At 34.7% G+C, this 21,834-nt stretch carries 18 protein-coding genes and 1 tRNA gene; 16 read left to right on the forward strand and 3 right to left on the reverse strand.

Annotated features, from left to right (window positions below; translation table 11 throughout):
• Positions 1–6 precede the first annotated feature (6 nt).
• The 14 genes from E0F91_RS12320 (at position 7) to E0F91_RS17755 (ending at position 16,248) form a co-directional block, all read left to right on the forward strand.
• Positions 7–354, forward strand: a complete 348-nt coding sequence (locus E0F91_RS12320) for an FtsL-like putative cell division protein (RefSeq protein ID WP_132066780.1) — start codon at positions 7–9, stop codon at positions 352–354.
• Positions 345–2,348 (forward strand): penicillin-binding protein, encoded by a 2,004-nt coding sequence (locus tag E0F91_RS12325; protein WP_132066781.1) that lies wholly within the window; start codon positions 345–347, stop codon positions 2,346–2,348. Before E0F91_RS12320 ends, E0F91_RS12325 begins: the two co-directional genes overlap by 10 nt.
• Positions 2,345–3,808, forward strand: coding sequence for a UDP-N-acetylmuramoyl-L-alanyl-D-glutamate--2,6-diaminopimelate ligase (locus tag E0F91_RS12330; protein ID WP_132066782.1), 1,464 nt, complete (start codon positions 2,345–2,347; stop codon positions 3,806–3,808). Before E0F91_RS12325 ends, E0F91_RS12330 begins: the two co-directional genes overlap by 4 nt.
• 95 nt (positions 3,809–3,903) lie before the next feature.
• Positions 3,904–5,133 carry a phospho-N-acetylmuramoyl-pentapeptide-transferase gene (mraY, locus tag E0F91_RS12335; protein WP_073351965.1) on the forward strand — a complete coding sequence of 410 codons (1,230 nt, stop codon included), beginning with the start codon at positions 3,904–3,906 and terminating at the stop codon, positions 5,131–5,133.
• A 1-nt stretch (position 5,134) separates the two neighbouring features.
• The gene (gene murD, locus E0F91_RS12340) at positions 5,135–6,466 is read left to right on the forward strand and encodes a UDP-N-acetylmuramoyl-L-alanine--D-glutamate ligase (protein ID WP_132066783.1); all 1,332 of its coding nucleotides are present in this window, start codon (positions 5,135–5,137) and stop codon (positions 6,464–6,466) included.
• A 47-nt stretch (positions 6,467–6,513) separates the two neighbouring features.
• Positions 6,514–7,803 (forward strand): FtsW/RodA/SpoVE family cell cycle protein, encoded by a 1,290-nt coding sequence (locus tag E0F91_RS12345; protein ID WP_132066784.1) that lies wholly within the window; start codon positions 6,514–6,516, stop codon positions 7,801–7,803.
• Between the two features lie 55 nt (positions 7,804–7,858).
• Positions 7,859–8,956, forward strand: a complete 1,098-nt coding sequence (gene murG / locus E0F91_RS12350) for an undecaprenyldiphospho-muramoylpentapeptide beta-N-acetylglucosaminyltransferase (RefSeq protein ID WP_132066785.1) — start codon at positions 7,859–7,861, stop codon at positions 8,954–8,956.
• 23 nt (positions 8,957–8,979) lie between these two features.
• Positions 8,980–10,329: a UDP-N-acetylmuramate--L-alanine ligase gene (gene murC / locus E0F91_RS12355; RefSeq protein ID WP_132066786.1), complete on the forward strand. Its 1,350-nt coding sequence runs from the start codon at positions 8,980–8,982 to the stop codon at positions 10,327–10,329.
• Complete coding sequence (locus E0F91_RS12360; protein WP_132066787.1) at positions 10,316–11,038, forward strand: cell division protein FtsQ/DivIB; 723 nt, start codon at positions 10,316–10,318, stop codon at positions 11,036–11,038. Before murC ends, E0F91_RS12360 begins: the two co-directional genes overlap by 14 nt.
• Before the next feature lie 6 nt (positions 11,039–11,044).
• Positions 11,045–12,424 carry a cell division protein FtsA gene (gene ftsA, locus E0F91_RS12365; protein WP_132066788.1) on the forward strand — a complete coding sequence of 460 codons (1,380 nt, stop codon included), beginning with the start codon at positions 11,045–11,047 and terminating at the stop codon, positions 12,422–12,424.
• Positions 12,425–12,478: 54 nt separating this feature from the next.
• Positions 12,479–14,428 (forward strand): cell division protein FtsZ, encoded by a 1,950-nt coding sequence (gene ftsZ / locus E0F91_RS12370; protein WP_132066789.1) that lies wholly within the window; start codon positions 12,479–12,481, stop codon positions 14,426–14,428.
• 269 nt (positions 14,429–14,697) lie between these two features.
• On the forward strand, positions 14,698–15,147 hold the full coding sequence (locus E0F91_RS12375) for a GatB/YqeY domain-containing protein (RefSeq protein WP_132066790.1): 450 nt from the start codon (positions 14,698–14,700) through the stop codon (positions 15,145–15,147).
• Positions 15,148–15,218: 71 nt separating this feature from the next.
• Positions 15,219–15,292: transfer RNA gene (locus E0F91_RS12380), tRNA-Arg, on the forward strand.
• An 809-nt stretch (positions 15,293–16,101) separates the two neighbouring features.
• Positions 16,102–16,248, forward strand: a complete 147-nt coding sequence (locus E0F91_RS17755; protein WP_165930129.1) for a hypothetical protein — start codon at positions 16,102–16,104, stop codon at positions 16,246–16,248.
• Between the two features lie 186 nt (positions 16,249–16,434).
• On the opposite strand, the gene rpmA is transcribed toward E0F91_RS17755, so the two are convergent.
• Positions 16,435–16,701 carry a 50S ribosomal protein L27 gene (gene rpmA, locus E0F91_RS12385; protein WP_026709571.1) on the reverse strand — a complete coding sequence of 89 codons (267 nt, stop codon included), beginning with the start codon at positions 16,699–16,701 and terminating at the stop codon, positions 16,435–16,437.
• A 23-nt stretch (positions 16,702–16,724) separates the two neighbouring features.
• The gene (rplU, locus tag E0F91_RS12390; RefSeq protein ID WP_132066791.1) at positions 16,725–17,147 is read right to left on the reverse strand and encodes a 50S ribosomal protein L21; all 423 of its coding nucleotides are present in this window, start codon (positions 17,145–17,147) and stop codon (positions 16,725–16,727) included.
• A 237-nt stretch (positions 17,148–17,384) separates the two neighbouring features.
• On the opposite strand from rplU, the gene E0F91_RS12395 reads away from it, so the two are divergent.
• Complete coding sequence (locus tag E0F91_RS12395) at positions 17,385–18,710, forward strand: M16 family metallopeptidase (RefSeq protein WP_132066792.1); 1,326 nt, start codon at positions 17,385–17,387, stop codon at positions 18,708–18,710.
• Positions 18,711–18,721: 11 nt separating this feature from the next.
• The gene (locus E0F91_RS12400; RefSeq protein ID WP_243698896.1) at positions 18,722–20,770 is read left to right on the forward strand and encodes an insulinase family protein; all 2,049 of its coding nucleotides are present in this window, start codon (positions 18,722–18,724) and stop codon (positions 20,768–20,770) included.
• Positions 20,771–20,925: 155 nt separating this feature from the next.
• Here the strand turns inward: E0F91_RS12400 and E0F91_RS12405 are convergent, their stop codons facing one another.
• Entirely contained in the window at positions 20,926–21,792 is an 867-nt protein-coding gene (locus E0F91_RS12405) for a DMT family transporter (protein ID WP_132066793.1), read from the reverse strand.
• Positions 21,793–21,834 lie beyond the last annotated feature (42 nt).

The raw sequence follows: 21,834 nt of genomic DNA on the forward strand, positions 1-21,834 counted from the left end.
TAAAAAATGAAAAACGGAGTATACAGTTTACTAAAAGCAAGGTTCCTTGTCAATGAGGATGCGGTTAAAAACTGGCGTTTTATCGTTTTTATAATTCTGTTGGCTATTCTAATGATAGCAAACACCCAACGATTTGAACAAAAAGTGTTTAAGATTGCAGAATTAACAAATAAAGCCAAAGAGTTGCGCTCAGAATTTGTCGATAGACGCTCAGAATTAATGAAACTGAAAATGGAATCGACTGTTTCTGAAAAAATGATAGAAAAAGAAATTTTTCCATCAACAGTTCCTCCAGTAAAAATTAAAGTTAAAGAAGAAAAAGAGAAAAGTGTTTTAGAAAAATTATGGCAGTAGAAGATAAACACATATCGTACAGAATTTATCTGGTAGCTTTTGGCATTTTTGTCATGGCTATTGCTATTGCTGTGAAATTAACAAATATTCAGTGGGTCGAAGGAGATTATTATAGAAAGTTAGCCAAGGAAAGAACGGTTAGGAACTTTGTGATTCCAGCAAATAAAGGAAATATTTATTCTGCTGACGGAAGTCTATTGGCTACATCGATTCCTAATTATGAAATACGGTTTGATGCTGTTACTCCCAAAGCAGAATCATTTGAAAAAAATGTTAAATCACTATCAGATTCCTTAGCGACAGTATTAGGCAAGTCGTCTAGTTTTTTTGAAAATGAGCTTCGAAAAGCAAGAGCCAATAAAAATAGGTATTACTTGATTGCGCGTAATTTAAGTTATACTCAGTATTTTAAAATTAAAGGTTTTCCATTGTTTAATTTGGGTGCCTATAAAGGGGGAATTATAATTGAACAAGAGACGGTGCGAGAGCATCCAATAGGAAAAATTGCAGAGCGTACCGTAGGATATGAGCGAACTTCTAATGGTGAGTCTTATGAAGGAAAGGGAATTGAGTGGGCATTTAGAAAATATTTAAATGGTAAAGACGGTAAGATTTTAAAACAAAAAATCGCCAAAGGACAGTGGAAACCCATTCGTGATATAAATGAGGTAGATCCTCAGGATGGATACGATGTAATTTCAACAATTGACGTTTATATTCAGGATATTGCTCATCATGCTTTATTAAAACAGTTGGAGTTATATCAGGCAGATCATGGCTGTGTTGTGGTCATGGAAACAAAAACAGGTCATGTAAAAGCAATTTCGAATCTGGGAAGAGCTAAGGACGGAACCTACTTTGAAACAACTAATTATGCGGTGGCTGAGTCTCATGAGCCGGGATCGACTTATAAACTAGCTGATTTAATGGCACTTCTAGAAGATAAAAAAGCAGATACTAGTACTGTTTATGATAGTAAAGGTGGCGTAATAGTTTATTCCGGGAAAAAAGTGCGTGATTCACATGAAGGAGGTTACGGTAAGATTTCGTTAGCAAGGGGTTTTGAACTTTCATCTAACACTGTTATGGTGCAAGCGGTCTACGATAATTACAAAAATGACCCTTCTAAATTCGTAAATCATCTTAATAATTTTGGATTAAATAAACCATTAGGCCTTTCAATTAAAGGAGAAGGAAAGCCTTACGTTCCGCAACCCAGCGATAAAAATTGGTCTAATATATCCCTTCCGTGGATGGCTTTTGGTTACGGAGTGTCGATCACGCCAATGCAAACTTTAGCTTTTTACAATGCCGTTGCTAATAATGGTGAAATGGTCAAACCTCAATTTGTCTCTGAAATCAAAGAATGGAACAGAACCATCAAAAAATATGGGAAGGAAGTTTTAAATCCAAGCATTTGTTCTCCAGCAACTATTGCAAAGCTAAAAGCGGTTTTAGCAAATGTGGTAAAAAAAGGAACAGGTTCAAAGCTGTATTCTAAAGATTTTTCTATGGCAGGAAAAACAGGTACGGCACAGGTTGACTATGGAAAAAGTGGCAGATCTGGAATGTATTATGCCTCTTCATTTGTAGGTTATTTTCCGGCAGACGAACCTAAGTATTCTTGTATTGTTGTAGTTCATAGACCCAATACTGCTCTTAATAACTTTTATGGTGCGGATGTAGCAGGTCCTGTTTTTAAAAGGATTGCACAAAAAATATTTACAGATGCACCCTCCACAAATGAAATCAAAAACTTGGATAGAAAAATTCCAAAACAAGAAAATAATTATGATGCTTACTATGCTAAATATCAAAAGAAGCAACAAATAATTCCAAATTTAAAGGGAATGTCAGGTATGGATGCTGTCGCTTTATTGGGGAATTTGGGTATGAAAGTGAAGGTTATAGGGGTTGGTAAAGTTAAAAAACAATCGCTCGAAGCGGGACAGAATTTAGTAAAAAACACAACGATATTATTGGAATTATCATGAGTATACTAAAAGACATATTGTACAAAGTAGCTATTGAAGCCGTGAAAGGTTCGACAGATATCGCCATAAACAAAATGGATTTTGATTCTAGAAAAATAGAAAATAATGACATTTTTGTGGCTATACGTGGTTCTATTTCTGATGGGCATGATTTTATTGGAAAAGCAATTGCGCAAGGTGCTGTTGCAGTGATATGCGATACCTTTCCGGATACGATCGTAAACGGAATTACCTATGTGCAGGTTAAAGACACGAATTCTGCCTTAGCTTTTATGGCTGCAAATTATTTTGGTGATCCGTCGCGAAAGTTGAAATTAGTTGGAATAACAGGAACAAATGGTAAAACTACGATTGCCTCTTTGTTGTTTCAATTGTTTAAAAAAGCGGGTTATAAAGTTGGTTTACTGTCAACTGTAAAAATAATGGTAGATGATGTAGAGCATAAAGCAACTCATACCACCCCAGATTCTATTACGATAAATTATTATCTGGCAGCAATGGTTGAGAATGATGTTGACTATTGTTTTATGGAAGTAAGCTCTCATGGGATTCATCAAAAAAGAACAGAAGCACTCCATTTTGTGGGTGGGATATTCACTAATTTATCACACGATCACTTAGATTATCATCCTACGTTTGCAGAATATAGAGATGTGAAAAAATCGTTTTTCGATCATTTACCTAAAACGGCTTTTATATTGTCTAACATAGACGATAAAAATGGGCAGGTAATGTTGCAGAATACTGCCGCTAAAAAGTGCACTTATGCTTTAAAAACTTACGCTGATTATAAAGCACAAATACTGGAAAACCAATTATCGGGCTTGCTGCTTAAAATAAATGGAAACGAAGTTTGGGTTAAGTTGATAGGAACCTTTAATGCTTATAACCTTCTGGCTATATATGGTACTGCCGTTGAGCTTGGAATGGAAAGTTTAGAAGTACTCCGATTGTTATCTGATTTAGAAAGTGTTTCAGGTCGTTTCCAGTTTATCGTTTCTTCAACTAACATCACGGCAATTGTGGATTATGCCCATACTCCAGATGCTTTAGATAATGTGCTAAAAACTATCAATGCTATTCGTACAAAAAACGAGCAATTGATTACAGTTGTAGGTTGCGGAGGAAATAGAGATAAAACCAAGCGCCCCATTATGGCTGGAATTGCATCGGAGCTCAGTGATAAAGCAATTTTCACTTCGGACAATCCTAGAAATGAAGAGCCAGATGCTATTATTGCTGAAATGGAGCAAGGTGTAGCACCTCAAAATTATAAAAAAACATTGACCATAAGCGATAGAAAGCAAGCTATAAAGACAGCTTGCCAATTGGCGCAGCCGAATGATATTATTTTGATAGCCGGAAAAGGACATGAAACCTATCAGGAGATCAAAGGGATTCGGCAACATTTTGATGATATGGAAACAGTAAAAGAATTTTTAGAACAATTAGGGAAATGATAGTTTAATCGGTTGCTATTATTTGTTTGCGAATAGCCATCAGATTGGAAAGTAACGAACAGCACAGCAACGATTAACCAAATAAACAACGATATATGCTATACTATTTATTTGAATATTTAGATAAAACATTAGATGTTCCAGGAACAGGGGTTTTTCAGTACATCACGTTTAGATCGGCATTAGCTTTTATGCTATCGTTATTACTGTCCACTATTTATGGAAAAAGAATCATTCGATTTTTGCAAGCACAACAAGTAGGGGAGACTGTTCGAGAGTTAGGGTTGGCAGGCCAAAATGAAAAAGCGGGAACACCCACGATGGGAGGATTAATCATAATTTTTGCCACTTTAGTGCCAGTTTTACTGTTTGCAAAACTGCATAATATTTACATCGTATTGTTGATAGTGACCACGTTATGGATGGGAACGATTGGATTTATTGATGATTATATTAAAATTTTCAAGAAAGATAAAGCAGGTTTAAAAGGGATATTTAAAGTTTTTGGACAAGTTGGTTTGGGTTTGATAGTAGGAATCGTTCTATATTTTCATGCTGGTGTAACTGTAAGAACGGATACGGGCAAAGTAGACGTTTTTAAAACGTCGACGCAAACCGTTATTATGCCTGCGCCTATCGAAGAAAAATCTACGGCAACGACAATTCCCTTCTTTAAAAACAATGAGTTTGATTATGCCGAATTGCTGGCTTGGACTGGGGACGGATATGAAAAATGGGCTTGGTTAATTTTTATTCCGGTAGTAATTTTTATTATAACTGCAGTTTCAAACGGCGCTAATCTAACAGATGGAATTGATGGTCTTGCTGCGGGAACTTCGGCTATTTCGGTACTCGCATTGGGAATATTCACATTCGTCTCAGGTAATATTATTTTCTCTAATTATCTGAACATTATGTATATCCCCAATTCTGGTGAAATGACGGTTTTCATAGCCGCCTTTGTAGGGTCATTGATTGGATTTCTTTGGTATAATTCCTATCCAGCATCCGTTTTTATGGGTGATACCGGTAGTTTGACAATTGGCGGAATTATAGCAGTTCTTGCAATTGCAGTTCGAAAAGAAATGCTCATTCCTTTATTGTGTGGGATTTTTCTTGTCGAAAATTTATCTGTGGTTCTTCAAGTAAGTTATTTCAAGTATACGAAGAAACGCTTTGGCGAAGGCCGAAGAATATTTTTAATGTCTCCTTTACATCATCATTACCAGAAAAAAGGGTATCACGAAAGTAAAATTGTAACCCGTTTTTGGATTGTGGCTATCATGCTGGCCATATTGTCAATTGTCACTTTAAAATTAAGATAGTATGCGGTTAGTAATTTTAGGTGGTGGAGAAAGTGGTGTTGGTACTGCTATTCTAGGTAAGAAAAAAGGGTACGAAGTTTTCGTATCTGATTTTGGAAAAATAAAAGGAAATTACAAAGAAGTTCTTATCATTAATGGGATCTCTTGGGAAGAGGAAAAACATACGGAGGAGTTGATCTTGAATGCTGCTGTGGTGATGAAAAGTCCAGGAATTCCGGATAAATCTCCAATAGTAAAAAAGCTGAAGGAACGAGGAATTCCAGTGATTTCAGAGATTGAGTTTGCGGCTCCTTTTACGAAAGCATCCATTATAGGTATAACTGGAAGCAACGGAAAAACGACTACAACAATGCTGACACATCATTTGCTGAAATCAGCTGGATTGAATGTAGGATTGGGCGGCAATATAGGAAAAAGTTTTGCTTGGCAGATTGCTGATAATAAATACGATTCCTATGTGCTGGAGTTGAGTAGTTTCCAACTGGATGGAATTATTGATTTCAAACCCCATATTGCTATTATTACGAATATAAGTCCAGATCATTTAGATCGGTACGAATACAAATATGAAAATTACATTGATTCAAAATTCAGAATAACAATGAATCAAACAGAAGATGATTATCTCATCTATGATGCAGATGATGAAGCCATATGCAATTGGTTCAAAACGCACACAACAAAAGCAAAATTAATCCCTTTTTCATTGACTAAAATTTTCAGCGAAGGAGCCTATATAAAAAACAACAAAATGGAAATTAAGATCAGTCAGGAAGAGTTTACAATGGATACAGAACACATTGCTTTAGAAGGAAAACATAATATGAAAAATGCAATGGCAGCAACCTCTGTGGCTAAATTAATGCAAATAAGAAAGGCTACAATTAGAGAAAGTCTTTCTAATTTTCAAGGAGTAGAACACCGTCTGGAAAAGGTTTTAAAAATTCAAAATGTTCAATATATCAATGATTCTAAAGCAACCAATGTTAACGCAACCTTTTTTGCTTTAGACAGTATGAATACACCAACGGTTTGGATTGTGGGTGGTGTCGATAAAGGGAATGATTATAACGAATTAATGTCCTTAGTTCGTGAGAAAGTAAAAGCAATTATTTGCCTTGGTGTAGATAATAAAAAGATTATTGATGTTTTTGGGAATGTGGTTGACATGATGATTGAGGTGGATAACATGAATGATGCAGTTCGAATGGCACAACGATTAACTGAAAAAGGGGACTCTGTATTATTGTCTCCGGCCTGCGCTAGTTTTGATTTGTTCGAGAATTATGAAGACAGAGGGAATCAATTTAAACAAGCAGTTAAAAATTTATAGAAAAGTTTTATCGTATGAACGAAAGTAAACTTTAAAAAGAAAATGATATGAAACAATTAATAGGCAATCTAAAAGGAGATAAAGGGATTTGGTCATTTGTGGCCTTATTGGCCTTATTTTCGTTTATGCCTGTTTTTAGTGCAAGCAGTAACTTGGCCTATTTAGGGCATGGAACAGGAAATACTTTAGGGTATTTAGTAAAACATTCGGGTCATATTTTTTTTGGTTTTTTAATCATTTTTTGGGTTCACAAAATTCCGTATCACTATTTTAGATCTATTTCTAAATGGCTGTTGCCCGTTGTTTGGGTTGTTTTAGCCATAACAATGATAAAAGGTACAGTGATAGGTGGAGCCAATGCAAGTAGATGGCTTCAGATACCATTTGTAGGTATTTCATTTCAACCTTCGGCTTTTGCGGCCTTAGTTTTGTTTGTATTTGTTGCGCGTTATTTGTCTAAAACAAGAGAGAAACCAATTGATTTTGTAGAATCATTGAAAGAGCTGTGGCTCCCCGTTTTTATTACCTTGATTTTTATTCTTCCTTCGAATTTTTCGACTACGGCATTAATTTTTTCGATGATATTAATGTTGGCATTCATAGGGAAGTATCCTATGAAATATATCGCAGTAATAGTTGGATCAGGCATAGTCTTTCTAACCTTCTTTGTTTTGATTTCTAAAGCTTTTCCCGATGCTAAATTTTTTAGCAGAGTAAGAACTTGGGAAAGTCGTATTGAAAATTTTAGCACCGATAAACCAGATGAAGATGATTATCAAATAGAAAAGGCAAAAATTGCTATTGCATCAGGCAAGATTTATGGACTAGGACCTGGTAAAAGTGTTCAGAAAAATTTCTTACCTCAATCTTCATCGGATTTTATTTATGCCATTATTGTTGAAGAATACGGATTAATAGGTGGATTAGGCGTTTTGTCGCTCTATTTGTTATTGCTTTTCCGATTTGTAGTTGCTTCGCATAAAGCCACCACACTCTTTGGGAAATTGGTGGTTATAGGTCTTGGTTTTCCAATGATTTTTCAGGCCATGATTAATATGGCCGTAGCTGTAGAATTATTACCTGTTACGGGACAAACACTGCCGTTGATTAGTAGTGGAGGAACTTCTATTTGGATGACCTGTATCGCTTTAGGAATCATTATTGGTGTAACTAAGAAAGAAGAAGAAATTGCTCAGGAATTGAAAGATACGGCAAAAAGGGAGGAAGCGCTACAAAAATTAATCGATAGAGAGTTAGAAGAAGAGTACGTTTTAGAGGAAGCGTATTCAATCGAAGACAAGGCAAAAAATCCAATGCAGGCAGTTTTAAACAAGTAAGCCATTTTATACCCTTAAATTTTTAAAATAATAGCAACTCAGTAACTTTAAAAAAATGAAACAATACAAATTCATATTAAGCGGTGGCGGAACTGGAGGACATATCTATCCGGCAATTGCTATTGCAAATGAATTGAAGTCTCGTTTTCCTAATGCCGAATTTCTATTTGTTGGTGCCAAAGATAAAATGGAGATGCAAAAGGTGCCTCAGGCAGGTTACAAGATCATCGGACTATGGATTGCAGGATTACAACGAAGACTAACATTTGACAATACTCTTTTTCCAATAAAACTAATTAGCAGCTTGCTAAAGTCGCGCACTATAATCAAGCAGTTTGAGCCAGATGTAGTTATTGGCACTGGAGGTTTTGCCAGTGGTCCACTTTTACAAATAGCGGCAATTGCAGGTATTCCAACTGTGATTCAGGAACAAAATTCCTATCCTGGAATTACCAATAAGTTATTGAGCAAAAAGGCAAAAAAGATTTGTGTTGCCTATGAAAACTTAGAACGCTTTTTTCCAAAAGAAAAAATGATTTTAACTGGAAATCCAGTGCGTCAGGATTTAATTGATATTGATTCCAAACGAGAAATAGCGTTACAGCATTTTGATTTAGACCCTAAGAAAAAAACACTTTTGGTTTTAGGAGGTAGTTTAGGAGCCAGAAGAATAAATGAGTTAATCGCGAAAGAAATTTTGTTGTTTGCAGCTCATAATGTGCAAGTGATTTGGCAATGTGGTAAGTTGTATTTTGATGATTATAAACGTTTGGAAGAGAATGGTAATATTCAGATTCATTCTTTTATTGATAAAATGGATCTGGTTTATGCAGCGGCAGATATCGTGGTTTCTCGTGCAGGAGCTTCTTCCGTATCGGAATTATGCATTGTTGGTAAACCCGTGATTTTTATTCCTTCTCCTAATGTAGCTGAAGATCACCAAACTAAAAATGCGCAAGCGATAGTTGATAAAAATGGAGCTATTTTATTGAAAGAAGTAGAGCTAGATTCTCAATTCGGTACTGTATTTGAGTCTTTAATTAAAGATGAGGCAAAACAAAAAATGCTAAGTGATAACATAAAACAATTGGCAATGCCAGAAGCAACAAAACGAATTGTTGATGAAATTGTTAAGCTGATAGATAGAAAATAATAGAGATAAAGAAAGAAACGAAAATGAACTTGAATCAAATACATAACGTCTATTTTATTGGAATTGGTGGAATCGGGATGAGCAATTTAGCTCGTTATTTCAAAAATTTGGGAAAACAGGTTTGCGGATATGATAAAACGCCTTCTGTTCTAACAAATGAATTGATGGAAAGTGGAATTGCAATTCACTTTGAAGATAGTATTGATTTGATCCCTAAAGATTTTTTTATCGAGAATACGCTAGTAATTATTACACCGGCAGTACCAGTTACACATTCGGAATGGAATTACTTCGTGGAAAGAGAGTATGAAATAAAAAAGAGAGCCGAAGTTTTAGGATTAATTACTAAGGATACGTTTTGTTTTGCAGTTGCAGGTACCCATGGAAAAACAACGACATCGGGGATTTTAGGACATATATTATACCAAAGTGGCGCTGACGTTACTGCTTTTATAGGTGGAATAGTGGAGAATTATAATTCAAATTTAATAGGAAGTGGTACAACAGTAACGGTAGTTGAAGCAGATGAATTTGATCGTTCCTTTCTACATTTGCATCCCAATATTGCTTGCATTACATCCATGGATGCTGATCATCTTGATATTTACGGGACAAGTGAAGCTATTGAGGCGTCTTTTATGGAATTTGCAGCTAAAATAGAAGATAAAAATAATCTTTTCATCACAAAAGAATTACCATTAGAAGGATTAACGTGTGCGGTAAACGAAGACGCTATTTATAAAGCGTTTAACATAAGAATAGGAGACGGAAGCTATGTTTTCGATGTACAAACACCCACTGAAATAATTAAAGATTTACATTTTGGATTACCAGGACGTCATAACTTAATGAATGCGGTAATGGCTATTGCAATGGCAAATTTATTCGGCACCCCAACCGATGCCATTGCAAATGCCATTGCATCATTTAAGGGGATAAAAAGAAGGTTTTCGTACCAAATTAAAACAGCAGCTAAAGTTTATATTGATGATTATGCACATCATCCAACAGAAATAAATGCGGTGCATCAAGCTGTACGGGAATTATATCCCAATCAGAAAGTACTAGCGATTTTTCAGCCTCATTTGTATAGCAGAACAAGAGATTTTGCTGATGAATTTGCCAAAAGTTTGTCCCACTTTGATGAAGTTCTTTTGTTAGATATTTATCCGGCTCGAGAACTGCCGATACAAGGTGTAACTTCGCAATGGATCTTGGATAAGATGCTGCATAATAATAAGAAATTAGTTGCCAAAAATGATTTGATTAACGCGATATTGGCAAGTGATGCAACGGTCGTTGTCACTATTGGAGCAGGAGATATTGGAGAATTAGTACCATTAATTAAAAAAGCAATCAATGAAACTCTTTAATTGGACCAATATTCGATTGATACTGATGTTTGCATTAGTAGTTTTTCTGTTTTCTTTTACGTCAAAACGGAATGAAAACAGGAAATTGACCAAATCTGAAGTTATTTTTGTTGGAGATAATGATCCTTTTGTTAAACAAGAAACGGTTAATAAATTGTTAATAGAAAATAATCGAGAGGCATCCAGCATTCAAAAAGTTAATTTAGATTTGAATACGCTGGAGACAAATCTCAATGCACAAGAAATGATTGAAAAATCACATGTCTATGTGAGTATTGATGGGGTGTTAAAAGCAGAGGTGAAACAAAAAACTCCTATTGCTAGAGTTTTTGATAATGGAGGTTCTTTTTACATTGATTATAAAGGGAATAGAATGCCATTATCGACAAATTTTACAGCTCGAGTTCCACTTGTTTCAGGGGGAATAAATAAAAATAATAACGAAGATTTAGCCCACTTATTTCGCATAATTTATGATGATGCATTTTTGAAAAAAAACATTATAGGAATTGAAATTATGCCAAATGGTAGCTTAAAAATGCACAACAGAAATTTTGATTATCAAATTGATTTTGGTAAATTGATTAATGTGGAGCGTAAATTTAAAAATTACAAAGCTTTTTTTCAAAAAGCAGTTTTAGATAGTTCGTTGTATAAATATAAAAAAATTGACCTCCGGTTTACGGAACAAGTAGTTTGCACTAAATAATAGATAATGGAAAAAGAGAATATTGCAGTAGGTCTAGATATTGGGACAACTAAAATAGTTGCCATGATAGGCAAAAAGAATGAATATGGTAAACTAGAAATTTTAGGTGTTGGTAAATCTAAAAGTTTGGGTGTGGCACGAGGTGTTGTAAATAACATTACACAAACCATACAATCCATACAGCAAGCTATTCAAGAAGCGGAGAATAACTCCGGTTATAAAATAAAAGATGTGGTTGTTGGTATCGCAGGACAACACATACGCAGTATACAACACACAGATTATATTAGCAGAAACAATCCTGAGGAAGTGATTGGTGGGAATGATATTCAACTTTTGATTGATCAAGTCAACAAATTGGCCATGTTGCCTGGTGAAGAAATAATACACGTTTTGCCACAAGAATTCAAAATTGATGGACAATCTGAAATCAAAGAACCTATAGGAATGTACGGTGGAAGATTAGAATCTAGTTTTCATGTAGTAGTGGGTCAGGCATCGTCTATTCGTAATGTGGGTAGGTGTATTCAAAGTTCTGGAATTGAACTTTCAGGTTTGACATTGGAGCCATTAGCTTCTGCCGATGCAGTTTTAAGTCAGGAAGAAAAAGAAGCTGGAGTTGCATTAATTGACATAGGTGGAGGTACTACCGATTTAGCTATTTTTAAAGATGGTATTATTCGGCATACAGCAGTAATTCCGTTTGGAGGAAATGTAATTACAGACGATATAAAAGAAGGATGTTCTATAATTGAAAAGCAAGCTGAATTACTAAAAGTTAAATTTGGTTCTGCTTGGCCAGGAGAAAATAGAGATAATGAAATTGTTTCTATTCCAGGTCTAAGAGGTAGAGAGCCAAAAGAAATATCGTTAAAGAATCTATCCAAAATAATTCATGCTCGAGTTGTGGAGATTGTGGATCAGGTGTTTACAGAAGTTAAAGCTTACGGTCATGAAGATCCTCGAAAGAAACTGATCGCAGGTATTGTATTAACAGGTGGTGGTGCTCAATTGAAACATATTAAGCAACTAGTAGAATATATTACTGGAATGGATACAAGAATAGGGTATCCTAACGAACATTTAGCTGGGAATTCAGATGAGGAAATCTCAAGTCCGTTGTATGCAACGGCAGTGGGTTTAGTAATGAAAAGCATTGAAAATAAAACGCAAAGCGCGGTACGTTTGGATGCAGTTGAACAACCAAAAGCTACCGTGTACAGAGCGCCAGTGGTTCAGAGTCCAATAATCAATGAAATCCCTGAGGAAGTAAAAGAGGACCATAACTCGAACGAGAAACACAATTCTACAGTAAATAGGATACAAAGAAATTTCTTTGATCGATATGTAGATAAGATTAAGGACTTTTTAGATAATGCAGAATAAAGGCACGGCCTGAAAAATATAAGAATTAATAATAAATATCAAAAACCCAAAATTATGCCAAGCAACACAGAATTTGGAAGTATTTCATTTGATTTACCTAAAAACCAATCAAATGTAATAAAAGTTATAGGGGTCGGTGGTGGCGGAAGTAACGCTATAAATCACATGTTTAAACAAGGGATCAAAGGTGTTGATTTTATCGTATGTAATACGGATTCTCAAGCGTTGCAGAGTAGTTCTGTGCCAAATAAAATTCAGTTAGGAGTTCATCTAACGGAGGGACTTGGTGCTGGGGCAAACCCTGATGTTGGACAACAGTCCGCAATTGAAAGTATTTCTGAGATTGAGAAAATGCTAGATCGCAATACTAAGATGGTGTTTATTACAGCCGGAATGGGTGGTGGAACTGGAACTGGTGCAGCACCTGTCATAGCACAACTGGCAAAAGAAAGAGATATTCTTACGGTTGGGATTGTGACATTGCCTTTCTTATTTGAAGGTAAAGTGCGTCAGGAACAAGCGTTAATTGGTATAGAAAAATTGCGTAAGCAAGTCGATTCTTTAATTGTTATCAATAATAATAAATTAAGAGAAGTATATGGGAATCTTGGTTTTAAAGCTGGATTTTCAAAGGCCGATGAAGTTTTGGCCACAGCCTCAAGAGGGATTGCTGAAGTAATTACGCATCACTATACGCAGAATATCGATTTAAGAGATGCTAAAACGGTATTGTTCAATAGTGGAACAGCTATTATGGGGTCTTCTGTTTCTTCAGGCGAAAACAGAGCTAAGGAAGCAATTATTGCAGCTTTGGATTCTCCTTTGTTAAATGATAATAAAATTACTGGTGCCAAAAACGTATTGTTGCTTATCGTTTCTGGAACTAATGAAATTACAATTGACGAAATTGGAGAAATTAATGATCATATTCAAGTTGAAGCAGGTCATAATGCTAATATTATTATGGGAGTTGGTGAAGATGAATCTCTTGGAGATGCCATCGCAGTAACTATTATTGCTACAGGATTTGACATTGAACAACAAAATGAAATCGTAAATACAGAGCCGAAAAAAATTATTCACACATTAGAGGATGAACAAAGAAGTGTGCATAATCTAAGTAGTAAAACAGTTACAGCATTCGATTTGAATACAGAATCACCAATTTCAAACTCTAGCGAAAGAATTGTTTTCGATCTAGTAGAAGATATTGTTGCTGCTGAGCCTGAAATCGTTCCTCAACCAGCGATTGCGCCAACTACAATTAATAAGGAAGAGTTGATGGTTATGTCTGAATTTATTAAAAATTTAGATGTAACCTTCGAAATAGTTTCTCCTATTACTGATATTGATTTTACAATCACATCTCCTGTAGCTGAAGCTAAAGCAGTGCAGCCAAAGGTTATCGAAAGACAAGAACAAACTACTTTCTCTTTTGATTTACCTCTTTTTAAAACAGAACCAGCAGATCAAGTACAGGAAAATAAAGTATTGTATGAGTTAACGAATGAAACTCGTGATATCAAAGTAAATGAGGCCGTTCAATTTGTTCCAGTGACAGAATTAAGTGATAACGGAATCATCAAGTACTCTCTAGAAGAATATATGGATCAAGAGCCTGATTTCATGGCTAAACCAGTCGCAAAAATACCAGAAGTTGTTATTCCGGCTGAGTTAAATATTACCATGAAACAAGTGGAAAGATCGGTACAGGCGCCAGAAGATTTTGAGACAATCTCTCCTATGGAAATGACTATCGAAGAGTCGTTGAGAATGAGAGCTGATGAAAGAAGAAAAAAGCTAAAGGAATTCAATTACAAGTTTCACAACAATGTTTCTAAAATTGATGAATACGAAAAAGAGCCAGCATACAAAAGATTAGGAATAGATATTTCAAACAATCAGGCGAATAATACAAATTCAAGGATTTCTGTAGGAACAGATAGCAACAACGATTTGCAGTTGCGTTCAAACAACTCCTATTTGCATGACAATGTAGATTAAGTAAATCAAGTCAAAAGGAGATAACCCGAAAATTTATTTTTCGGGTTATTTTTTTTATGCAACGTGAACATAATAATCTGTTGTGAATTCCAGTAAATTTCTTTAAATTTGCACTTTCTTAATCCGGTCTTCGTTTCTGTTTTATATCGAAAAGAAACTTTTTTACTGAAAGACTTTTTAGTATCGCTGGTTTAAAAAATTGTTATCAAAAATACTATTTCAACAATCGATTAACTAATGATCGATTCATCAAATTAATAATAAAGAATATGAGTTTATCAATACAAATCATGGACGAAATCAAAACCGCCATGAGAGCCAAAGATACGGTAGCTTTAGAAGCTCTAAGAGCTATCAAATCTGAAATTTTATTGGCGCAGACAGCAACAGGATCAAAAGAAGAAATTACTGCTGACGACGAAATAAAATTGTTGCAAAAGTTAGTAAAAACTCGAAAAGACAGTGCTAAGATCTTTACAGAACAAAATCGTATGGATTTAGCTGAACCAGAATTAGCTCAAATTGCGGTAATAGAAAAATTCTTACCAGCTCAATTAAGCGAAGCGGAAGTAGAAGTTGTAATTGCAAAAATTATTAGTGAAACAGGTGCTTCAGGAATAGCCTCAATGGGTAAAGTGATGGGCTTAGCAGCAGCGCAATTAGGTGGAACTGCTGAGGGAAAAACTATTTCTACGATTGTTAAAAAGTTACTGACGTAATAATCAAGAATTCTTGTTAATTGATTTTTATTGTAAATTTAAATCGTTAATCATCATTCTCGAATCAACTTGACTGCGTAGTTCAACTGGATAGAATATCAGATTTCGACTCTGAGGGTTGCAGGTTCGAACCCTGCCGTGGTCACATTAAAAAAACCGTAAGTACTACTTAAAGTATTTTACGGTTTTTTTTGTCTTTTTTTACCAATCGTTTTTTGAAGGCTTTTTGATAGCAAACAACTGTATCAAATGCGGATATAAAGTTTCCGTTCTATTATTGAATAGAGATGTTTTTTTTATGGTTTTATTGGTTGGTCGATTGTATACTCATTAGTGGCTTGAATAAGTAACCCATCTTTGATGATGATACGCGGTTCTTCAATAAAGTGTGTGTTAAAAACAGAGATCCGATATTTATTTTTTTTACTTCAATTTTGAATTCAGCGACAATCGGATGGCGCATTTTGTCACTGAAATTTGTCTTTTTTATAATTCTTGTGGAGTCGGTTTTAAACTCTAATCGTGGATTGCTTTTGAGTTTGGATATGCTTGTTGAATCCTTGTAAATATAGTTCCAAATGATCAATCCGTCTTCGATACTAAAGTTTTTATTTTGTGCAAATGATATGTTGATAATCAATAGAAAAGTGATGAATATTATTTTTTCATTCTTAATTATTTATAATTATTTGCGTTAGTTAACCGTTTTAGTTCTAATGGTAATTCAAAAGAATACCGTCACGACCTCTATATCTCTTTTTAGAAACATTTTAGCGATAAATGACTCCTTTTATGTCCTCTGTAAATTCTCTAGATTAACAGGTTTCATTTGATGTATTGTCAGTGCTTTTTTTTCGTGGATTCTTGGCAAATACCCTATTATTAACTGTTAATAAAAAGTTGATTTATGTTATTTATTACGTATAATATATTAATCAAAATTCGTAACTGAAATTGAAAATAATAAGAGAGGTTGCATTTGGGGCTGAAATTGTAGCGGTTCCGTTTTGTTGTATAAGTGGTTGGTTAGACCAAGACAATTTAATTTCTATCGCCTTCTTTTTTATTTATATGAACACGTTGCAAGGTTGGTATTTGTGAAGATTATGAAATTTTACGGCATTAAAAGTTGGTGCAGTATTTTGTAGTGTGCTTATTTATAGTTTTAGTTTCAGTTCATTTTAAGGTTGAAATAAAACCTACTATCAAAAGTAGTCTGAATTTATTTTCCAAAAAAAAAACCTCTAGATTTCTCTAAAGGTTTTAGTTAATTTGAAGAAAATTCAATTATGCTTCAACTTCGAATGGAAGTATAGAAACATATGATTTGTTATCTCTTTTCTTTTGGAACTTAACAACTCCATCTACTCTTGCGTGTAGTGTGTGATCTTTACTAATGTAAACGTTTTCACCTGGATTATGTTTTGAACCTCTTTGTCTTACGATGATGTTCCCAGCAATAGCAGCTTGACCACCAAATATCTTAACGCCTAAACGTTTTGATTCTGATTCTCTACCATTCTTAGAACTACCGACACCTTTCTTGTGAGCCATGACGTATTAGTTTTATTTTGTTATTATTCTTTTGTGTCTTCTTTTTTAGCTTTAGCTGCCTTTTTCTTTGGAGCTTCAACTTCTTCTGTAGTGGCTTCAACTGCTGCTTTTTTAGTAGCTGCTTTCTTTTCACCAAAACCAGTAATACCTTCAATTACAATTTGAGTAAGATATTGTCTGTGACCGTTTCTCTTTTTGTATCCTTTTCTTCTTTTCTTTTTGAAAACGATAACTTTATCTCCTTTTAAGTGTTGTAACACTTTAGCTTCTACTGAAGCACCTTCTATAGCTGGGGCGCCTAAAGTGATAGTTCCGTTATCATCTAATAAAAGAACTTTGTCAAAAGAAACTTTTGAACCTTCTTCATTAGTCAAACGGTTAACATAAACCTTTAAGTCTTTGCTTACTTTGAATTGTTGCCCTGCTATCTCTACGATTGCATACATACTGAATTGTTTTAATAATTTTTAAGGTTGCAAATATACAATTAAATATTTACCTCGCAATTTGTTGAAGAAAAAAAACAATCTTTACGCCAGATTTCTTTAGGAATTAGACTTTTAAATAATTTTCATGAAACATCACGATCAACTAATGTTAAATTTTTTGTATCCAAGCCCTTATATTGTAACATAAATACAAAATCCCTACTAATCATTTATATTAACAAAATTATTAACCTTATGAAAAATTCATTAATGGCTTTAGGTGCTTTGTTTATGCTAGGAGGAGTCGCTTCTGCGCAAAAAGTAGCTTTTGAGGAATACAAATTAGACAATGGCTTGCATGTGATTTTGCACAATGACCCATCTGCTCCTACTGTTATTACATCGGTAATGTACCATGTGGGTGCCAAAGACGAAAATCCTGAAAGAACTGGTTTTGCTCACTTTTTTGAACATTTATTGTTTGAAGGAACCGAGAATATCAAACGCGGTGAGTGGTTTAAAATTGTAACTGGAAACGGTGGTGTAAATAATGCAAACACTACAGATGATAGAACGTATTATTATGAGGTTTTCCCTTCTAACAACTTGGAATTAGGTTTATGGATGGAAGCGGAAAGAATGTTACACCCAGTAATCAATCAAATTGGTGTTGACACTCAAAACGAAGTGGTAAAAGAAGAAAAAAGACTTCGTGTTGACAATCAACCGTACGGAAACTTTTTGGCTGAAGTAAAAAAGAATATTTTTACAAAACACCCATACCGTTGGGCTACAATTGGGTCAATGAGCCATTTAGACGCTGCAACTTTAGAAGAATTTCAAGCTTTCAACAAGAAGTTTTACATCCCCAATAATGCTGTTTTAATTGTTGCTGGTGATTTCAAAAAAGAACAAGCGAAGGAATGGATTCAAAAATATTTTGGTCCTATTAAAAAAGGAGCGGCTATTCAAAGAGAGACATTTGTTGAAGAACCAATTACTCAAACTATAAAAGCTAAATTTGAAGATGCTAATATCCAAATCCCTGCCATCGTAGCAGCGTATAGAACGCCGTCTATGAAAACCAGAGATGCAAGAGTTTTGGACATGATTTCTTCTATTTTAAGTGATGGAAAAAGCTCAAGATTATACAAGAAAATAGTTGACGATAAGAAAATGGCTTTGCAGATTGGTGCTTTTAGCAACAACCAAGAAGATTATGGAAGTTATATCATTTACGGTTTGCCACAAGCTCCAAACACTGCCGAGAATATTCTTGCCGAAATTGACTTGGAGATCGTAAACCTACAAACAGAATTGATTTCTGAAAAAGACTTACAAAAATTACAAAATAAATTCGAAAACCAATATGTGAACAGCAACTCAACCATTGATGGTATTGCTGACAACTTGGCTTCTTATCATTTGTTATACGGTGACGTAAACCTAATCAATACCGAAATCGAAATCTACCAGTCTATTACTCGTGAAGAAATTAGAGATATTGCCAAGAAATATTTAAATCCAAACCAAAGATTAGTTTTGGATTACGTTCCATCTAAAGACAAAGCTCAAAACTAAGATATATCATTATGAAAAAATCAATATTAATTTTATCAAGCTTGTTCTTAACAGTAATCATGCAAGGACAAATCATCCCTCAGCCAAAACCCGGAGTCGCTCCAACTATAAAAATTGGAAAACCGGTAACCTTTGAATTAAAAAATGGTTTGAAAGTTATGGTCGTTGAAAACCATAAATTACCAAGAGTAGCATTCAGCCTGACTTTAGACAATGATCCGTATGCTGAAGGTGACAAAAAAGGAGTAGCTGACATGACCAGTACTTTAATTGGAAGCGGAACTACAAAAATTTCGAAAACAGCTTTCAATGAAGAAGTTGATTTCTTAGGAGCCAACATCAATTTTAGTTCGAACGGTGCTTCAGCAAGCGCATTATCTAAATATTCTGGCAGAGTTTTAGAGTTAATGGCTGACGGTGCTTTAAACCCAAACTTCACACAAGAAGAATTTGACAAAGAGAAAACGAAACTTATCGAAGGATTAAAAGCGAATGAAAAAAGCGTTTCAGCAGTAGCAGCAAGAGTTGTTGATGTTTTGACTTATGGAAAAAACCATCCTGCAGGTGAGTATGTAAGCGAAGCTACTTTGAAAAACGTAACTCTTGCCGATGTAAAAGCGAATTACAATACGTATTTTGTTCCAAGTAATGCTTACCTAATTATTGTGGGGGATGTAAAATTCAACGAAACAAAAAAAATGGTAGAGAAATTCTTTGGATCATGGAAAAAAGCATCTGCTCCTTCGATTTCTTATAGCGATCCAAAAGATGTTTCCGCTACACAAATCAACTTTATTGACATGCCAAATGCGGTTCAATCAGAAGTTGCTGTGGTAAATATGTCAAATCTTAAAATGACTGATCCGGATTATTTTGCAGTTTTAGTTGCGAACCAAATTTTAGGTGGTGACTTTAATAGTTACATTAATATGAACTTAAGAGAAGCTCACGGATGGACGTATGGCGCTAGAACAAGTATCTACGGAGACAAACGCGTTTCTACGTTTAATGCTTCTACACAAGTTCGTAATGCAGTAACAGATAGTACCGTTGTTGAGATTTTCAAAGAATTCAAAAAAATAAGAACGGAGAAAGTAACTGATGAAATGTTAGCCAGCGTAAAAGCAGGATACATTGGACGATTTGTAATGCAAATTGAAAAACCACAAACGGTAGCAGGTTACGCTTTAAGAATCCAAACGCAAAGCTTGCCAGCTGATTTTTATGAAAACTACATCAAAAACATCAGTGCTGTAACTGCAGACGATATTTTGAGAGTGGCTAATAAATATTTCTTGGCTGACAATAGCAGAATTGTTATTGTAGGTAAAGCAGCGGATGTAGCTTCTGGATTAGAAAAATTAAAGTTTCCAGTAGCGTACTTCGATAAATACGGAAATGCAACAGCTAAACCAGAATTAAAAAAACCAGTTCCAGCAGGAGTTACTGCCAAAAGCGTTATTGATAATTACATCAAAGCTATTGGTGGAGAAAAAGCAGCTTTAGCTGTAAAAACAATCGTAATGAACGGAACTACAACTATTCCACAAGCACCATCACCATTGAATTTCACATCTAAAATTGATGCTAAAGGAAAACTAATGGTTGAATTAGCGATGGGAACAATGAGCATAATGAAGCAAGTGGTAAACGAAAAAGGGGCTTACGTAATGCAACAAGGGCAACGCCAAAATATCGAAGGAACTATGCTTGCTGATTTGAAAGCTACTGCAACACCTTTTGAAGAATTAGCTCTTTCTAAAAAACAAGGCTTAACGCTAGAAACAATTGAGTCCATTAATGGAAAAGACGCTTATGCCGTTAAAAACGGTAAAACGACATTGTTTTATGATGTAACTTCTGGTTTAAAATTAGCTGAATCTAAAGTGGTAGAACAAGGCGGTCAAAGCATCACTCAAACGACAAGTTATGGAGATTACAAAGAAGTTAAAGGAGTGAAAGTTCCTTTTAATATCATCCAAAATGTAGGTTTTGAATTAGACATAAAAATGTCTGACGTAAAAATCAACGAAGGTGTTACAGATGCTGATTTTCAATAATCAAATCTTTAATTAACAAACAAAGGCTGTCTATTTTAGGCAGCCTTTGTTATTTTATACACATTATTAAAAATAAAACCGTCCATTCGCGAATATAAATTCTCATCACTATATACATAAAACGATGACTAATCACAACAAACAGACCACTGAGACTATTTCTTGGCAGATAAATACACGCCAATTAAAACAATAAAAGCACCAAAAAACTGAACTGGCGTCAGCATTTCATTGTCTAATAAACCCCAGCAAAAAGCAACTACAGGAATCAAATACGTTACTGAAGTAGCAAAAACAGTTGAAGACATTTGGATTAATTTAAAAAATAGAATATTCGCAATTCCAGTTCCTATAACCCCAAGAATCATAATAAACAAAACTGATTCCTGTACTTTCAAATCATGAACCACTTCAAAAAAACCTGAGAAAAACAAGATGATAAATGCTGGAAAAAACAACACCATAAAATTCCCGGTAGTAATACTCAACGGGCTCAAGTCATGCAAATATTTTTTGATTAAATTCACATTGACTGCATAGCATATCGAAGCTATTAAAACCAAAATAGCATAGTAATAATTTTGTTCCGGATGATGAATTGCGCCGTTCAAAATCAACAAGGCGCTTCCTATTAAACCAATTAGAATTCCAAAAATTTGATTTCTCTTGAATTGCAATCCAAAAAAAAGAGCTCCTAAAATTAGCGTATTCAAAGGAGTCAAAGAATTCAAAATAGAACTCACAGAACTATCAATTTCAGTTTGCGCGATAGCGAATAAATAAGCGGGAATAAAGGTCCCAAATAAAGAGGTCAGAGCAATGTACTTCCATTTAAATGCTGGAATTTTAGACAAACTTTTAAAGCCGATAAGCACTAAAAAAATAGCTGCAAAAATAATTCGCAACGATCCCAATTGCAAAGCTGTTAAACCTATTAATCCTTTTTTTATTAAGATAAATGAACTTCCCCAAACTAAGGCAAGAACGACCAAGTACACCCATTTTAACTGCTTCGATTCCATAAAAATAATTTTGCCCCAAAATTGTAATTATTTTATGAATTA

Origin of the sequence: Flavobacterium sandaracinum (assembly GCF_004349135.1) — a bacterium.
In the GTDB taxonomy this organism is placed as follows: Bacteria; Bacteroidota; Bacteroidia; order Flavobacteriales; family Flavobacteriaceae; genus Flavobacterium; species Flavobacterium sandaracinum.

Bases quoted from the DNA above. Each gene is read 5' to 3' on its own strand.
- E0F91_RS12320 (WP_132066780.1), top strand. From the start codon at position 7: ATGAAAAACGGAGTATACAGTTTACTAAAAGCAAGGTTCCTTGTCAAT.
- E0F91_RS12360 (WP_132066787.1), top strand. From the start codon at position 10,316: ATGAAACTCTTTAATTGGACCAATATTCGATTGATACTGATGTTTGCA.
- E0F91_RS12330 (WP_132066782.1), top strand. From the start codon at position 2,345: ATGAGTATACTAAAAGACATATTGTACAAAGTAGCTATTGAAGCCGTG.
- E0F91_RS12400 (WP_243698896.1), top strand. From the start codon at position 18,722: ATGAAAAAATCAATATTAATTTTATCAAGCTTGTTCTTAACAGTAATC.
- mraY (WP_073351965.1), top strand. From the start codon at position 3,904: ATGCTATACTATTTATTTGAATATTTAGATAAAACATTAGATGTTCCA.
- ftsZ (WP_132066789.1), top strand. From the start codon at position 12,479: ATGCCAAGCAACACAGAATTTGGAAGTATTTCATTTGATTTACCTAAA.
- ftsA (WP_132066788.1), top strand. From the start codon at position 11,045: ATGGAAAAAGAGAATATTGCAGTAGGTCTAGATATTGGGACAACTAAA.
- E0F91_RS12325 (WP_132066781.1), top strand. From the start codon at position 345: ATGGCAGTAGAAGATAAACACATATCGTACAGAATTTATCTGGTAGCT.
- E0F91_RS12395 (WP_132066792.1), top strand. From the start codon at position 17,385: ATGAAAAATTCATTAATGGCTTTAGGTGCTTTGTTTATGCTAGGAGGA.
- E0F91_RS12405 (WP_132066793.1), bottom strand. From the start codon at position 21,792: ATGGAATCGAAGCAGTTAAAATGGGTGTACTTGGTCGTTCTTGCCTTA.
- E0F91_RS12375 (WP_132066790.1), top strand. From the start codon at position 14,698: ATGAGTTTATCAATACAAATCATGGACGAAATCAAAACCGCCATGAGA.
- rplU (WP_132066791.1), bottom strand. From the start codon at position 17,147: ATGTATGCAATCGTAGAGATAGCAGGGCAACAATTCAAAGTAAGCAAA.
- murD (WP_132066783.1), top strand. From the start codon at position 5,135: ATGCGGTTAGTAATTTTAGGTGGTGGAGAAAGTGGTGTTGGTACTGCT.
- murC (WP_132066786.1), top strand. From the start codon at position 8,980: ATGAACTTGAATCAAATACATAACGTCTATTTTATTGGAATTGGTGGA.
- E0F91_RS12345 (WP_132066784.1), top strand. From the start codon at position 6,514: ATGAAACAATTAATAGGCAATCTAAAAGGAGATAAAGGGATTTGGTCA.
- rpmA (WP_026709571.1), bottom strand. From the start codon at position 16,701: ATGGCTCACAAGAAAGGTGTCGGTAGTTCTAAGAATGGTAGAGAATCA.
- murG (WP_132066785.1), top strand. From the start codon at position 7,859: ATGAAACAATACAAATTCATATTAAGCGGTGGCGGAACTGGAGGACAT.